Source organism: Lysinibacillus sp. COL-1 (assembly GCF_059814265.1).
In genome coordinates this window covers 2748167-2764328 of record NZ_JCAWSJ010000004.1, presented here as the reverse complement: position 1 = coordinate 2764328, position 16162 = coordinate 2748167, and the positions used below count along the sequence as shown (strand labels likewise).

Genomic DNA, 16162 nt, shown 5'->3' with positions numbered 1-16162 from the left:
GTAAATCAAAGACGATTATCTATTAGAAATTTTCAAAAAAATATTGTCATTTCATAGAACTTTGATTATTATACGAATATATAACGAAAATGTCGGTATATAAAAGGGGTGTTGATTTTACTAGTTATGGCAAGGGGGCAAAGATCATCAAGAACAATAAGAGCAATGAAGCAAACATTGCAATCAAGAAAATGTTTCTGATCAATGGGAGGGATATGAATGACAGCAAATGAAGTAACGAAAAAATCTAGAAATGTCATCCTTGCACTATTATTTTTAGGTTGGTCTTTAGGTAATTTAGATCGCTACATTATGAACTATGCAGTTGTATCGATTACGGGTGATTTGCAACTGGATGCATCTTCTACGGGTATCATTTTAAGCGCTTTCTTTTTAGGCTATGCCATTATGCAAATACCAGGTGGCTGGCTGGCAGATAAATTTGGCGCTAAAAGAATTTTATTGATGGCTGTTATTATGTGGTCTATTTTTACGGGTCTAACAGCGATTGCTTGGTCATTAACAGCGATGATTGTGATTCGATTTTTATTTGGGATTGGCGAGGGTGGATTTCAGCCAGCAAGCTCTAAAATTATTGCCACAATCTTCCCAAAAGAGGAAAGAGGCAGAGCTATGTCCATCATGCTTACTTCTGGTGGCATTGTTTCACTCATCGTGCCGCTGCTAGCAGCTTATTTATTAGGGACGATTGGCTGGCGCATGATGTTTATCATTATTGGAGCTATTGGCGCTATTATTGCCTTTTTATATTGGAAATATATTAAACTTCCAGAAAACGAAGCAGAAGATGCTAGTACAGAAAATCCTGCACATAAAGTGAACTTTAAAGAACTATTGAAAACACCATTGATGTGGAATTTAATTATTGCTTATTTCTGTATTTATGCCGTGAACTGGGGCTTGGTTTCCTGGATCCCGACTTATCTGCAAAAAAATCGGGGATTGGATCTAATGTCCATTGGCTGGGCACAAACAATTCCTGCCATTACAACGATTATTGGTGTGTATGGTAGTGGATATATCATTGATAAGCTACCAAAAGGAATGGAGAAAGTGTTAGGCTCCATCTCCTGTGCAGTTATTGGTCTTTTATTGTATTTAATGTTTACTGCAAAAACAGTGACGTTATTTATTGGTTATCAAACAGTTGTTTCTATCTTTATTGCGTTTGTCATTACATTACTACCTGTTATTGTACTGAAGAAATTACCCTCTTCTATTACAGGATCTGCAATGGGGATTGCGAATACAGGGGGGCAATTAGCGGGCTTTGTCACGCCAATGGCGATTGGATTTATGGTCGATGCCTTTAATGGCTCCTTTGATGCAGCCTTTTGGATGTTAATTGGCTTTGCGCTTATCTGTATTGTGTCGCTTGTCACCCTAAATGACCAAAAAGGAATATTGTTGAAAGCATAAAATTGGAGGGATAAAAATGAGTTTTCATGAAAAAATTTCTGCGTTAATTGAAGCAAAACAAGAGGCAAGTGTAGCATTAAGTGATGCTATTTGGGCTGTGTCTGAGCTTCATTTTCAAGAGAAAAAATCCATGCAATATATGAAAGAGGCGTTAGAGAAAGAGGGCTTTCAAACAGAGGTTGGCGTTGCTGGACTTGAAACGGCGCTTGTTGGAACTTTTGGTTGTGGAAAGCCTGTCATTGCCTTTTTAGGTGAATATGATGCACTTCCCGGTTTGAGTCAAAAAGGTGGGGCGACACAACATGAACCTCTTGAGAATGGTGGAAGCGGACATGGCTGTGGTCATAATTTATTAGGAACAGGTGCATTTGCAGCTGCTGTTGCAGTGAAGGATTACTTAGAGCAAAATCATCAATCAGCAACAATCCGTTTTTATGGCTGTCCTGCAGAGGAAAATGGATCTGGTAAAGCTTATATGGCGAAAGCTGGTCTTTTTGACGATGTGGATATTGCAATCTCTTGGCATCCAGGTACATTTTCAACGGTTATGACTTGTAGCTCTCTAGCAAACTATGCCGCAACTTTTAAGTTTACAGGCAAAAGTGCACATGCCGCAGCCGCACCGCACCTTGGAAGAAGCGCTTTAGATGCTGTTGAGCTTATGAATGTTGGGGTAAATTATTTACGAGAGCATATCATTCCAGAAGCTCGTGTCCATTATGCTATTACGAATTCAGGTGGAACTTCACCGAATGTAGTCCAACCATATGCAGAGGTAACGTACCTGATTAGAGCACCTAAAAAGCAGCAAGTGCAGGAAATTTATCAGCGCGTTGAAAATATTGCTAAGGGTGCCACACTGATGACAGGCACATCAGTGGAAGTTGATTTTGAAGGTGCTGCTTCAAATCTGATTACTAATAAAACGCTTTATGATGTGATGTATCAACAAATACTTGAAATTGGCATGCCACACTATACAATAGAGGATGAGCAGTATGCGCAGGCTATTTTCAATACGTTTACTCCTGAAGTACAAGCCGCCTCATTAATAGGCTTGCGTAAAGAAGATGTCAAGCAATTACAGGGAAAAGTGATTGCTGATCACGTTCCAGGCATGCTACCCGAATTTATTATGGGTGGCTCAACAGATGTAGGAGATGTCAGTTGGAATGTACCAACTGTACAATGTACAACGGTATGTATGGCATTAGGAACACCACTACATACATGGCAGGTTGTTTCTCAAGGAGTTATGCCAATCGCGCATAAAGGGATGCTACAGGCGGCTAAAATCATGGCTTGTACGGCTATTGCGGTGCTTAATAATCCAGCCTATATCGAGGAAGCGAAAAAGGAATGGCAGGAACGTCTTGATGGAGAAACATATGTATCATTAATTCCAGAGGGAACACAGCCTCCTAAGCTATAAAAGGCTAGCGACATTGGATGGAGTCTTCATAGGAGAACTATGAAGGCTCTGTTTTTGCCTCATTTTTGAAAGGAGAACACAAACATGTCAATACAACCACATCAGCAGGATCACCTTATGACACAATGGGTATCGCAGTTTCGCACTGCTGCCAAAGAAGGTCAATGTGCTAGCTATATCCCTGCTTTAGCCAAAAAAGATCCGAACCAATTAGCGATTGCGATAATCGGTTCAAATGGCAGCGAAATCAAAGCAGGAGATACCACAGAACTATTTACACTTCAAAGTGTTTCTAAAGTGATCACATTTATATTAGCCTGTATGGATCGAGGTTTACCTTATGTACTAGAAAGAGTAGATGTGGAACCAACAGGGGATACGTTCAACTCTATTATTCGCTTAGAAAGCCATCAACCAGGGAAACCGTTTAATCCAATGATAAACGCTGGGGCCATTACGGTGTCCTCGATGCTGGCTGGTCATTCACCGCAAGAGAAGGTCATAAAAATTCTACAATTTTTAGAACAAATCATTGGCAAGCAATTAAGTATTAATGAAGAGGTATTTCAATCAGAATGGCAAACCGCCAATCGTAATCGAGCATTGGCCTACTATTTAATGGATTCAGGCTTCCTAGATTGTCCAGTAGAGGCGGCACTTGAGGTGTATTTGAAGCAATGTGCAATTGAAGTCAATGTATCAGATTTAGCGATGATTGGCTTAGTCATTGCCAATGATGGCTACCATCCATTGTTAAAGAAACAGCTATTTCCTAAACAAGTGGCGAAATTAGCGAAGGCCTTGATGGTGACATGCGGTATGTACAATGCTTCAGGAAAGTTTGCAGCCTTTATTGGCCTGCCTGCTAAAAGTGGTGTTTCCGGTGCGATTCTTACAGCTGTTCCAGGTCATGCAGGCTTGAATTCCCCATTTCCTACTGGCTGTGGTATCGGTATTTATGGGCCAGCAATCGATCCAATAGGAAACAGTGTGGCTGGTGTGCAGTTACTAAAGCATTTAGCGACAGAATGGGATATGACTATTTTTTAATGCGTGAAGATGACTTCAGCACTTAGGCTGAGGTCATCTTTTTTTCATATTATAAAGAATGAATAAGGCGATAAACCAAATTGGTGTTAATAGTAGAGCTGTACGTGTAGCATCAGAAATAAACATTATAAGTAAGAGAAAGGCAAAGAATGCTAGAATTACATAGTTGATAAAAGGTGTCAGTGGTGCTTTAAATTTCGATGCTTCATGTAAGGCACGGTTTTTTCGTTGATAAATAATGTGAGAAATAACGATAATGCTCCACACCCAAATAAAACAAATCGCACTAATCGTCGTCACAATACTAAAGGCATTTTCTGGCATCAGCTTACTTAACAATGCACCTATTGATACAACAATAGCTGAAATAACGAGCGCATTACTTGGCACGCTGTTTTTGTTGAGCTTGGCAAATGTAGGAGATGCTTGTTTATTTTTTCCAAGATTAAAGAGCATCCGACTTGTTGAAAATAAACCACTGTTACCTGCTGAAGCGGCTGAAGTGAGTACAACAAAATTTATAATACCCGCAGCAATCGGAATACCAGCCAGTGTAAATACTTGTACAAAAGGACTGCTGGAGGCAGACATTTCATACCATGGATTGATACATAAAATCACAAACAATGCACCTACATAAAAGAGTAAAATACGAAATGGAATTTTATTAATGGCGGAGGGAATATTTTTTTGAGGATCTGCTGTCTCAGCTGCTGAAACCCCCACTAATTCCACGCCAACAAAAGCAAATACAACCATTTGGAAAGCCATTAAAAAGCCGTACATTCCATTTGGAAATAGACCACCGTGTGCCCAAAGATTTTCCACTGCTACCGTTCCTGAGCTAGTTTGAAAGCCTGTTACAATCATAATCAGTCCGATGATGATAAGAACCACAATCGTAATCACTTTAATGATGGCAAACCAAAATTCCAATTCACCAAAAAGTTTAACAGTTAATAAATTGAGTAGTAATAACAAGATTAAGCAACCAATGGCTGGCATCCATTGGGGGATATCAAACCAATATTGTGTATAAACCCCCACCGCGATAATGTCCGCCATAGCTGTCATAATCCAACAGAACCAATATGTCCAACCTGTCACATAACCTGCCCAAGGACCTATGTATTCGGATGCAAAATCCGTAAATGATGTATAGCCTGCATTGGATAATAGCAGCTCACCTAATGCACGCATCACAAAAAATAAGGCGGTACCGACAATTAAGTAGGCAAGGATGATAGAAGGGCCTGCAAGGGCAATGGCTTTGCCAGAGCCTAAAAATAAACCCGTCCCAATTGTTCCACCAATGGCAATAAGCTGCACATGGCGATTTTTTAAATCTCGTTTTAATTGTTGCTGTTCCACGTTAATCCCCCTCAAAGATACATAAAAAACTATGACTGGAAAAACAAAAAGAGACTAGTTGTGACACTAGTCTCGGAAAAACGTCAGAATAACAAATACCATTTAGTCACGAATATTACACGAAATAGATGTACTATTCGTGTGACATCGCTAATAAAAGCTGATATTACTCCTCTGTCCTTTTGCCTGAGATAGTGAACCCTTCGGCGACGCACATGGCGCTCTCTCCAGAACTGCTCCTGCTATAGTTTAATCCATAGCATTCATAGCTTATTAACTTCATAATCAATTATTATTGTAAGATATTATACATCCTATCAGTGCTCGTCCCATTATTCAATAATAAATTCTGACTATTTTCAGAAAAATAGCAGAATAGGACGCAATATGCTAAATCTCTAACGAAAAATAGTATTTTTGAACATACAAAATATTTGATGGGGTGCCATTTAAAATGAGGTGAAAATGAATCAGTGTCGTGGAGGATTTGCATAAAGATAGTGTTGGCGTGATTGATTTTGTAGGGGAGCTCACTACTAACGTGTAAAGGGGGGCTATGGGAGAACCGATTCCTAAGTGACATTAATTCGCTCAAAGAACGGATCATTTACAGTCAGGAATTGTTAGTAAGAATGAGCTATATATTTTGTCTCTCGTCGCTATCCTTTTTTCTGTCCAATGCATGATTAGAGACTTGGTGAACAAAAAGCTAGTACTTAATCATTTGCAATAGATATAATATAGTAGAAACTCTGAATTTTTTAAAAAAGAAGCCGTCTCATAGTTCTTTGAGACGGCTTTTGTCATGTAGACATTAATATTTTTTTGCTTTTATTTTACCTGTCCAAGTTTTGAATCCACCTTGAAGTTGGTAAATTTGGTTGTACCCACGTTTTTTAAGAAATAGTGCAGCACGTGAGCTACGGCCTGTATTTTGACAGTATAGATATACTGGTAAATCTGGGCGGATTTCTTTATAACGTTGACGTAGTGTTGTGGAAGGAACATTTCGTGCACCAAGAATATGACCAGCATCAAATTCTTTTTGTTCACGTACATCGATTAGCTGGGCTTTACGATAGCCTTCTATGAATTGCTCTTGTGTTAAGTTGGTTACGGCTTTTTTGAGTCGTAGTGCATTAATACCGATATATGCAATTATGACTACTAAAACGACACCGATTGTGATAAGTATGTCCAAGATTTTCTTACCCCTTTCTATCTTCTCTATTATTATAAAAGATGCGCTAGCGATAGTCCAATGAGTTTGATAAAATTAACTAGGTTGTGGCGAATTCGGCTATATCATTACGAAAGTACATCGTTAGCAACTTACACTGTAGCTAATTTTTGAGAGGTTTGAACCACAGGTGGGGCCTGAGGGATCATTTTATATTTGTAGGAGATGAACATATGACAACTTGGTATTTTCTAAATTCAGGGAAATGTAGTCCTTCTTTTAATATGGCACTAGATGAAGCATTACTTGACTGGCATAGTGAGGGGTTAATTCCACCAGTGATTCGTTTTTACGAGTGGGAGCCTGCGACACTATCGATTGGTTATTTTCAACAGGCTAAAAGAGATATTAATTTAGATGCTGTACGTGAGCAAGGCTTAGGCTTTGTGCGTCGTCCAACGGGTGGACGAGCTGTCTTGCATGAGCATGAACTCACATATAGTGTCATCGTTACGGAAAGCTATCCGGATATGCCAGAGTCTGTGACAGAGGCATACCGTGTATTAAGTGAGGGAATCTTGCAAGGTTTCCATAATCTTGGGATGGATGCTTATTTTAGTGTACCTGATACAGAGGAGAAAAGAGCTGACCTCAAGAGTCCGAAAAGTGCTGTTTGCTTTGATGCGCCAAGTTGGTATGAGCTGGTCGTTGAAGGAAAAAAAATAGCGGGAAGTGCTCAAACACGTCAAAAGGGTGTTATTTTACAGCACGGCGCCATTTTATTAGATTTAGACCAGGAGAAACTATTATCCGTATTTAATTTCTCAAGCGAAGAAGCGAAGAATCGTATGCGCAGAAAGTTACCGGAAAAGGCGGTTGCCATCAACGGTCTTGTTAAAGAACCAGTAACAGTTGAACAATGTGTAACAGCTTTTCGTGATGGGTTTGCAAAATCGTTGCAAATTGAATTAAAACCATTTACACTTTCTGAGGAGCAGTTAGAATATGTTCGTGCATTAGAAGAAAAAAAATATGCAAATGATGAATGGAACTTTAAAAAGTAAAAAATGGTATGAAAAAAATTTTTTAACGTTCGACCCTAGTAATAACAAGTAGTTCGGATTCTATTTAAAAAAGCAAGAGTTGAATTAAAAAACTATATATAGTATCTTTTTTAAAGACATGTACACAATATGTAGTGTTTAACGGCACATGATATTGTGTATTTATTTTGTAATGAAGATAACAAGGGAGGCAAAACGATGGTAATCACAAATCATCAACCCGAAGTAAACAATCAATTTGAACAGTTAAACAAAGATATCGAACAATTCCCACAAGTACACCCAGTAACGCCTGATATGCATATTACGCATAAAGGCGTATCTAGACTTGTTATGATCGATCGCTACTCGTTTAAAGACACAGAAAAGAAAACACTGAAAGCCGGTGACTTTGTTGTTTTAACAGTAAAAGCTGATCCAAAATTCCCTGCACGTGGTTTAGGGACAATTCAAAAGCTGGACATGTCTACAAAAACAGCAGATATTCTGATTGAGGAAGATTACCGCAGTGCATTAGACGATCCGCAAGAGCAAGAAACGGGTGTAATTACGCGTTCAATTGACGTGCTAGAAAAGCCTCTTGAAATTTTTTATGAACAAATCGCAAAACGAAATGCAACAGGCCTTGCCGCTGTTGAAAAAACTCCAGAGAAACGCCAAGAGTGGTTTGAGAAGTTTTATAAGCAATTAGTTTCATTGAAATTTATTCCAGCAGGACGTGTCATTTATGGAGCTGGATCTGAAACAGATGTAACCTTCTTTAACTGTTACGTAATGCCGTTTGTCGCAGATTCACGTGAAGGCATCAGTGATCACCGTAAGCAAGTAATGGAAATTATGAGTCGTGGTGGTGGTGTAGGAACAAATGGTTCAACATTACGTCCACGCAACACGTTAGCACGTGGTGTAAATGGTAAATCATCTGGTTCTGTCTCATGGTTAGATGATATTGCGAAGCTGACTCATCTTGTCGAACAAGGTGGTAGCCGCAGAGGTAAGCATAATCTAGGTGCTTCTGCGTAAACAAACCTCGTGAATTGCTGGGAACTCTTTAACGGAAATATTGCCACTTTAATCGAGGTGGGAAATATGGATGTTTATGATGCGATACAACCACAAACTTGTTTAATATGTGGCTTTACAATAAATCATAATAAACAAGGATGGTTTACGTCTCATTTGAAAAATGAGCATAACTTAACATTAGATAATTATTTAATATCTTATTTTTATCCAATAGAAATGGTGATCTGCCAATATATTTTATGTAATAAAAAGGTTAAACTGAGGCGAGGTATTCCAAATCAATTTTGTAGTAGAAGCTGTCGAGGAAAAGGTGAGCCTTTAACTTGTGTAATTTGTGGAAAACTATTCGATGAAAAACATCGGCAGACTAAAACTTGTAGTAAAGAGTGTGCGAGTAGACTTCGATCACAAAATACAGGTAAGTGGCATAATGACATGCCAAATGAACAAAAAAAGTTTCATTTTAAAAATATCATTTCAAAAACAGCTGAAACTAGAAAAATAAATGGAACGCCTTCATGGAATAGCGGTAAGACAGGGGTTTATAGTAAAGAAACCATTGAAAAGATTCGACAAGCTGCATTAAAGCAAATAGAGAGGGAAACGTTTAGAAAAACTAGTATTGAAACAGCTTTAGAGAATTTCTTAGTTGAACAATCAATCACCTACAAATATTCCTTTATATTTGAAGGTGCACAATTTGATTTCTTACTAGTTGGGACAAATATTCTAATTGAATGTGATGGTGATTTTTGGCATGGGAATCCAAAATTTTATTCCTCTTTTTATGAGGTACAAAAGAGAATAAAAGCTAGGGTTATCGAAAAAAATCAAATTGCAGCAGCTAATGGATACACTTTACTCCGTTTTTGGGAAGATGAGATAAAAAATGATTTTGAAAATGTTAAAAAACGCATTATAAATGCACTGCTAGCTACAACGTAATCGGAAACGGTAAACGTGAATGCTTGAAAATAGCAGTGGGATAAAGACAATCAGCAGCCAAGCTCCTTTTAAAGGGGAAGGTTCAACGACCATCGAAAGCACGCTAAGTTAGCGGAAGTGAGTAGAGTAGGAGTGAAGCCACTCCGAAGTGCGAGGGCATCTAATTGGATGTAAGATATGGTCTCAACTTCTATGGTGACATAGAGAGTGGGTGTAGCGAACCCGCGTAAGAAATCGGCACAAATGATTATGCTAGCAGATTGGCATCCAGATATTGTGGAATTTATTATTTCTAAAATGCAAAATCCACGTATTCTGCGTTACCTGATCGAAAATACAACGGATGAAACAATCATTCGTCTAGCAAAAGAAAAATTAAACTTCAAGCCACTTTCTATGCAAGAAGAAGCGATGTATCAAGGCATCGTGAACTACAAAAACATTGAAGGCTTAGGTGGATTCGATACAGCGATCATTCGTGATGCTGAAAATAAATTACGTGATGGTGGCACATACACAGTTCATAACCCAGAGTTTTTAACAGGTGCCAACATTTCCGTGACATTAACGAAGGAATTTATGGAAGCAGTAGAAAAAGACGCTGACTTTGAGCTTCGTTTCCCAGCTGTGGAGGAATATACAAAAGAAGAAATGAACGTGTACAATACGAAATGGCATGAAGTGGGCGATGTTCGCGAATGGGAAAAAATGGGCTATAAAGTCCGCACATACCGTACAATGAAAGCAAAAGAATTATGGAATTTAATAAACGTATGTGCAACATACTCAGCAGAGCCAGGTATTTTCTTCATCGACAACGCGAATGATATGACAAATGCAAAGGCATATGGTCAAAGTGTTGTAGCGACAAATCCGTGTGGTGGACTTCGCCTCACGTTAAAAATTGCGGGATAAAGCGGGAAGGCTGAGATGCTAATCCGAACCGAAGGCTAATGGTAAAGCTTTAGTCAGGGGCAACGCATACCCGGTGATCCTACTTAGTAGACTATAACCCGGGCACGAGACCGCAACATTACACATTCATAAAAATTCAAAATTGCCTAATGTAAGAAAGGCTGTGATAGAAATGAATAGAGGTTATGCAGGCTTTTATAAATTACATTATTTAAGAAGCTCTTATGAGTATGCATACGCCATGTGTAATGAAAATGTATGCTGAACTTGCAGGAATTGAACTGTAAGAACTAAAGGATAAAAAGCCTTTAGGATAACAATTATTGGAACAACCACTTGCACCATACTCTGTGTGTAACTTAGCAGCTGTGAACCTTGCACAGTTTGCGAATAAAGAAAATCAATCAGTTGATTACGAAGCACTACGTGAAACAGTTCGTGTGGGTGTTCGCATGCAGGATAACGTTATTGATGCGACTCCTTACTTCCTAGAAGAGAACCGTGTACAAGCCCTTGGCGAGCGTCGTGTTGGTTTAGGGGTTATGGGCTTAGCAGACTTACTTATTTACTGTGAAAAGGAATACGGTTCAGAAGCAGGTAATGCTTTAGTCGATGAAATCTTTAAAACAATTGCGGAAACAGCCTATGAGGCGTCTACAGAGCTTGCAAAGGAACGTGGTAGCTTCCCATTCTTAGTAGGTGCTACTGACGAAGAAACAGCTCGTTTACGTAAAGCCTTTACAGAGACAGGCTTTATGCAAAAAATGCCTGCTCACATCAAAGAACAAATTCTAGCGACTGGTATTCGTAACTCGCATTTACTAACTGTTGCGCCAACGGGTTCGACAGGAACGATGGTAGGCGTAGCGACAGGTCTTGAACCATACTTCTCCTTCACGTACTACCGTTCTGGTCGTTTAGGTAAATTTATTGAGGTCAAGGCTGAAATTGTAAAAGAGTATTTAGATCGTCATCCTGAAGTAAATGAGCAAGAGCTTCCTGAATGGTTTGTCACAGCAATGGAGCTAAAACCAGAAGCACATGCCGATGTTCAATGTATTATTCAAAAATGGATTGATTCATCCATTTCTAAAACAGTGAATGCACCAAAAGGCTATACAGTACAGCAAGTAGAAAAAGTATACGAGCGACTATATAAAGGTGGCGCTAAAGGTGGCACGGTCTATGTGGATGGTAGCCGTGATTCACAAGTTCTTACACTAAAAGCGGAAGAAAATGATATGGATCAATTATCATTTGAAGAAGAATTAGTAGAAGAGCATACAAAACGTCCAGTCGTATTAGTAGATACAATTCAAGCATTAGAGTCTACAACGGTTATCGGCTCAGATGTAGGGAATACATGCCCTGTTTGTCGTAAAGGAACAGTCGAAGAAATGGGTGGCTGTAATACATGTACAAACTGTGGTGCACAGTTAAAATGCGGTCTGTAGATTTGAATTAAAGTCACGATGTTTATCAAACAGATACAAAGTTTAAAATAAAGTCGCGACATTTATGAAAATGTTACGAAGCTACGCCCCTTTGGATATTTATATATCTAAAGGGGTGTTTTCATCGTGAAAAGGTTCTTCCGTTAAAGGGCCTTTCATTAGTATCAAGAAATGCTTGTGCATATTTTCTCTTTAGCATTTTCATCCCCAAAATTGAAAAGTAATTATCAAATTATAGCTGCCGAATTTTAATTGCTATAGAAAGAGTGGTTTAGTTTAAGTAGAAAAAGGCTCTACTACATTGCTTGAAGCAAAGCATCTAGATTCTGAAGGGGCAATTAAAAAATTCCTATAAGAAAGGACAAACTTTGATGAAAAAATATTTAAAAGGCTATACTTTAGGGGCTTTATTAGGTTTATTATTCTTTTTGCCTGTATTTAACCCTGCGTTAAGAGTTAATTTTCAGCAACATTGGGTGGCAATAGTCATCTTTACACCAGCCATTATCTATATGATATTAAGCTATGCCGAATACAGTGAAATTTCCTTCAAAAAGGAAAATATCATAAAATCGGGATTCTTTTTGCTTGGTATATTTTTGAGTATATACGCAATGTATTCTATTTGGGGATTCCCTGAATAAAAGCACGCATTACTCAATTTCTCAGTTTACTTAGTACTGAAGTTGGCTAACAATCCTCCGTTAACAGGTGCATTTCTTTCATAAGGAGTGTGTCTTTTTCCATTTAAGGACCAGATTGTGGAATAACACTTTTTTATAAAAAAAAGTCCACTGACCAATTCACAAATTCTTTAAAAATAATATTTATGCCCATTTCAGTCTAATTACCGATAGCATATTCAATGATTATCCTTTATGGTTAATAGGTCGTAAAAGACACTATCAGGAATATCCTGCAAATATTTAAATGATAGGTGGAAAACAATGAATTATCAAGTTTTATTATATTACCATTACACGAAGATTGAAGATCCAGCTGCGTTTTCAGCAACGCACTTAGCCATGTGTAAAGAAATCGGTTTAAAAGGTCGTATTTTAGTAGCCAACGAGGGCATTAACGGTACTGTTTCAGGTACGATTGAGCAGACAGAGCAATACATGGCAAACATGCAAGCTGACTCATTATTTGAAGGTATAGTCTTCAAAATTGATGCAGTAGAAGAGCATGCATTCAAAAAAATGCACGTACGCCCACGACCTGAGTTAGTAAACTTAGGCTTAGAAGAAGACGTGAACCCACATGAATTAACAGGTCGCTACCTGTCACCAGAACAATTTCTTGCTGAAATGCAAGCTGACAATACAGTAGTATTAGATGTGCGTAACACGTATGAGTACGATGTCGGCCATTTTCGTGGTGCGATTCGACCAGATGTACAAAACTTCCGTGATACACCAGAATGGGTACGTGCAAATCGCGAGCTGTTCGAAGGGAAAAATGTTTTAACCTATTGTACGGGCGGGATTCGCTGTGAGAAGTTTTCGGGCTGGATGAAACGTGAAGGCTTTGGCGATGTTGGTCAATTACATGGCGGTGTTGCAACATACGGAAAAGACCCTGTTGCGAAAGGCCAATTATGGGACGGTCAAATGTACGTATTTGATGAGCGTTTAACGGTGCCAATCAATCAAGTAGAGCATGTGATTATCGGTCGTGATCACTATGACGGTGAACCTTGTGAACGTTACATTAACTGTGCAAACCCTGAATGTAACAAACAAATCATTGCATCTGAAGAAAATGAAGCAAAGCATTTAGGTGGCTGTACAATCGAATGTACAAAGCATGCGCGCAACCGCTACATCGTGCGTCACAATTTAACAGAAGAGCAAGTAGCTCAAGCAATTGAGGCGTTACAAGAATTAGCATGAAAAGCTTTCTGAATTAAATAGCTTCCATAACCTCAACCAACTATTTAGAGGGACCTAAAGCACTCTATGTAAGTGTTCAAACTAGCCATTTCAAAATTGGACTAGTTTGCTTGCTTACATAGGGTGTTTATTCTTTGATGGAGGTTTATTATTAACTGGTACATATATGTTGAAATAATACAATCTAGTACCTTCTGCCCCGTAAAAGCTAGACACAAAATCTAGCTTTTACGGGGTGTTTTGATGATCAATAAGAAAATAAAAACCGTACTACGTTATATAAATGGACAAGAAAGCATCCATCATATTGCGTGAGAAGAGGGTGTTCATAAATGAGAATTAAGGACTTAGGTTCGTTTATATGAACATATGGTGTTGAATATTGGCCATTTCGCTCTATACCATTTTATTTGCTAACACAATCTATCTCGCTGCTTCTCTAAGTGAGGCTTAACCGAAGTAAGATAATGATATTTTTTTGTCTAAATTAGAAGGAAGTCTTTTCCTTTTTATAGAATATTAGTATAAAGGGAAGGTGGGGTTAATTGGTTGCTGCTTGGAAATTAACATTAATAGCTGTTATTCAACACCAGTTTTTTAGAATTATAAATTGCTTTTCTACAGCTTTACGCACTTGATCTATAATGATTAGGAGGAAAACAATTTGAAAAAAATACTTTCTTTATTAGTAATGGTTACAATTATGCTTTTTTCTACTCCAGATGTTTTTGCCTCAAACACGATTGAACCTTATGGATTGAAGCCACCAGGTGAAAGCTTTACACCTGGAGAGTGGTTTCTAGGAAATACTCCACCTAATGTTGATTTGAATAAGCCACCTCTTGTTTTCGTTCAAGGGAAAAACGGTAACTCTACAAGTTGGTATGGCAATACAGAATATCACGGTCTTAATGATATGTATACAAAAGCTTATGAAGCAGGATATCAAACGGTATTTGTTCAATTATACGATTCGGCAGGTAAAGGTTCTTATAGTCAATACGATAATGGAAAATTATTAGCCTCTATGTTAAAAGAAATCAGTCAACATTTTCACGGAAAAAAATTAAATATAATTGCCCATAGCAAGGGTGGGCCTGATACCCAAGCAGCATTAGTTCTTCATAATGCTCATCCGTACGTTGGGAGGGTGTTTACTTTAGGATCCCCTCATTATGGATCAGAGTTAGCTGATCTTGCATATAGCTGGTGGGCAGGTTGGCTAGCTACATTACTCGGTGAAAAAGATGATGGAACTTATTCACTTCAAGTTGGGGAAATGGAATATTTTCGCTCACTAATAGACAATCATCCCAATGTTAGCAAGAACAACTATTATACAATTGCTGGTACTAATACAGGACCATTTCTATCTGCACTCTGGATGGGAGGTCTATATCTTTCCGATCCAAATGATGGATTAGTCAAAGAGGCAAGCACTAAATTATCTTACGGAACACATTTATTTACCGATCCCTCACTTGATCATGACAATATTCGAATGGGATCTGCGGTATTTTCAAGATTGGAACAGTATCTACAGTCTGCTTCTACAGATCGTATCATGATGAACAAAGAATACTTTTCTCAATCTGATATGTTTCAAGAGTTGGATGTTTCTCATTATTTTTACGGAGGGAAGTTACAATCGTCAAATGATGTGACACATTCTTTTTATGTGGATACTGCGCTCGATAATGTGAAATTATGGACAGGGTTAACTAGTGATAAGATAGAGTTAGTATCTCCTTCAGAAAAAAAATATACCAACCAAACAATCCAATCATTGGATGAAGCCTCCTTCTTTAATGGCGTAGTACCTCATACATTTACTGGGGTTATTTCTGAGATTGGGGAATGGAAGATAAATATAAGCACGCAGGCAGAAGATAATGCGTTTTTACTGGCAGTTCAACATGGGGGCCCATCTTTGATTAAGGTAAGTATTCCAACAGTATCATTAGAAACGAATAATATCGTGACAATGCAAGCTAATGACCAATTACAAAAACTTACCTTCGATGTACGAGTACTGGATCCAACAGGGAAAGATATTGCTTCTTCTCTACAGACGCAAAAGGTTAATCAGCAAAACTTTATGGTGAATTTTCCAGAAAATAAAAAGTCAGGTGTATATAATATAACTTTAAATATTTCAGGTGAAACGTTACAAGGTGAGCCATACAAAAGGACCGTTGTTCGTTCTAAGTATATAAAATAAAAAACTTGAAAACATATCTTTAGCAACGGCTGGATGCCAAATTGATAATCAGACAGTTAAAAAGTTATTAATGAGTTACTTGTTTAAATAAAGATGAAAATATCATGTTGGCAATCAGCATGGTATTTTTTATTTTCATTTAAATACGATGGATGTTGAAGGAGTATAC

At 38.2% G+C, this 16162-nt stretch carries 10 protein-coding genes, 3 pseudogenes and 1 riboswitch; of the genes and pseudogenes, 11 read left to right on the top strand and 2 right to left on the bottom strand.

What is annotated here, in order from left to right:
• Window positions 1-219: 219 nt before the first annotated feature.
• From AC6BKE_RS21970 to AC6BKE_RS21960, 3 genes are all read left to right on the top strand, one after another.
• On the top strand, window positions 220-1440 hold the full coding sequence (locus AC6BKE_RS21970) for an MFS transporter (RefSeq protein WP_089934563.1): 1221 nt from the start codon (window positions 220-222) through the stop codon (window positions 1438-1440).
• A 16-nt stretch (window positions 1441-1456) separates the two neighbouring features.
• Window positions 1457-2872 carry a M20 family metallopeptidase gene (locus AC6BKE_RS21965; RefSeq protein WP_249646102.1) on the top strand — a complete coding sequence of 472 codons (1416 nt, stop codon included), beginning with the start codon at window positions 1457-1459 and terminating at the stop codon, window positions 2870-2872.
• Between the two features lie 84 nt (window positions 2873-2956).
• Window positions 2957-3922: a glutaminase gene (locus AC6BKE_RS21960; RefSeq protein ID WP_058844017.1), complete on the top strand. Its 966-nt coding sequence runs from the start codon at window positions 2957-2959 to the stop codon at window positions 3920-3922.
• Window positions 3923-3955: 33 nt separating this feature from the next.
• Here the strand turns inward: AC6BKE_RS21960 and AC6BKE_RS21955 are convergent, their stop codons facing one another.
• Window positions 3956-5293, bottom strand: a complete 1338-nt coding sequence (locus AC6BKE_RS21955; protein WP_089934558.1) for an amino acid permease — start codon at window positions 5291-5293, stop codon at window positions 3956-3958.
• Between the two features lie 164 nt (window positions 5294-5457).
• A riboswitch (glycine riboswitch) is annotated at window positions 5458-5534 on the bottom strand.
• A 573-nt stretch (window positions 5535-6107) separates the two neighbouring features.
• Window positions 6108-6494, bottom strand: a complete 387-nt coding sequence (locus AC6BKE_RS21950) for a rhodanese-like domain-containing protein (protein ID WP_036122960.1) — start codon at window positions 6492-6494, stop codon at window positions 6108-6110.
• Window positions 6495-6706: 212 nt separating this feature from the next.
• Between AC6BKE_RS21950 and AC6BKE_RS21945 the strand changes: the two genes are divergently transcribed.
• From AC6BKE_RS21945 to AC6BKE_RS21910, 8 genes and pseudogenes are all read left to right on the top strand, one after another.
• The gene (locus AC6BKE_RS21945) at window positions 6707-7537 is read left to right on the top strand and encodes a lipoate--protein ligase family protein (RefSeq protein WP_271910270.1); all 831 of its coding nucleotides are present in this window, start codon (window positions 6707-6709) and stop codon (window positions 7535-7537) included.
• 198 nt (window positions 7538-7735) lie between these two features.
• Window positions 7736-8533, top strand: a pseudogene (locus AC6BKE_RS21940) (ribonucleotide reductase barrel domain-containing protein); the annotation flags it as partial.
• A 93-nt stretch (window positions 8534-8626) separates the two neighbouring features.
• Complete coding sequence (locus AC6BKE_RS21935; RefSeq protein WP_058844019.1) at window positions 8627-9508, top strand: DUF559 domain-containing protein; 882 nt, start codon at window positions 8627-8629, stop codon at window positions 9506-9508.
• Window positions 9509-9715: 207 nt separating this feature from the next.
• Window positions 9716-10390 (top strand): annotated as a pseudogene (locus AC6BKE_RS21930) (ribonucleotide reductase barrel domain-containing protein); the annotation flags it as partial.
• A 359-nt stretch (window positions 10391-10749) separates the two neighbouring features.
• Window positions 10750-11877, top strand: a pseudogene (locus AC6BKE_RS21925) (ribonucleotide reductase barrel domain-containing protein); the annotation flags it as partial.
• Window positions 11878-12248: 371 nt separating this feature from the next.
• The gene (locus tag AC6BKE_RS21920) at window positions 12249-12521 is read left to right on the top strand and encodes a hypothetical protein (protein ID WP_089934549.1); all 273 of its coding nucleotides are present in this window, start codon (window positions 12249-12251) and stop codon (window positions 12519-12521) included.
• Between the two features lie 303 nt (window positions 12522-12824).
• The gene (gene trhO, locus AC6BKE_RS21915) at window positions 12825-13772 is read left to right on the top strand and encodes an oxygen-dependent tRNA uridine(34) hydroxylase TrhO (protein ID WP_499858031.1); all 948 of its coding nucleotides are present in this window, start codon (window positions 12825-12827) and stop codon (window positions 13770-13772) included.
• Window positions 13773-14436: 664 nt separating this feature from the next.
• The gene (locus AC6BKE_RS21910) at window positions 14437-15993 is read left to right on the top strand and encodes an esterase/lipase family protein (RefSeq protein ID WP_244504885.1); all 1557 of its coding nucleotides are present in this window, start codon (window positions 14437-14439) and stop codon (window positions 15991-15993) included.
• The last annotated feature ends 169 nt before the right edge of the window (window positions 15994-16162 follow it).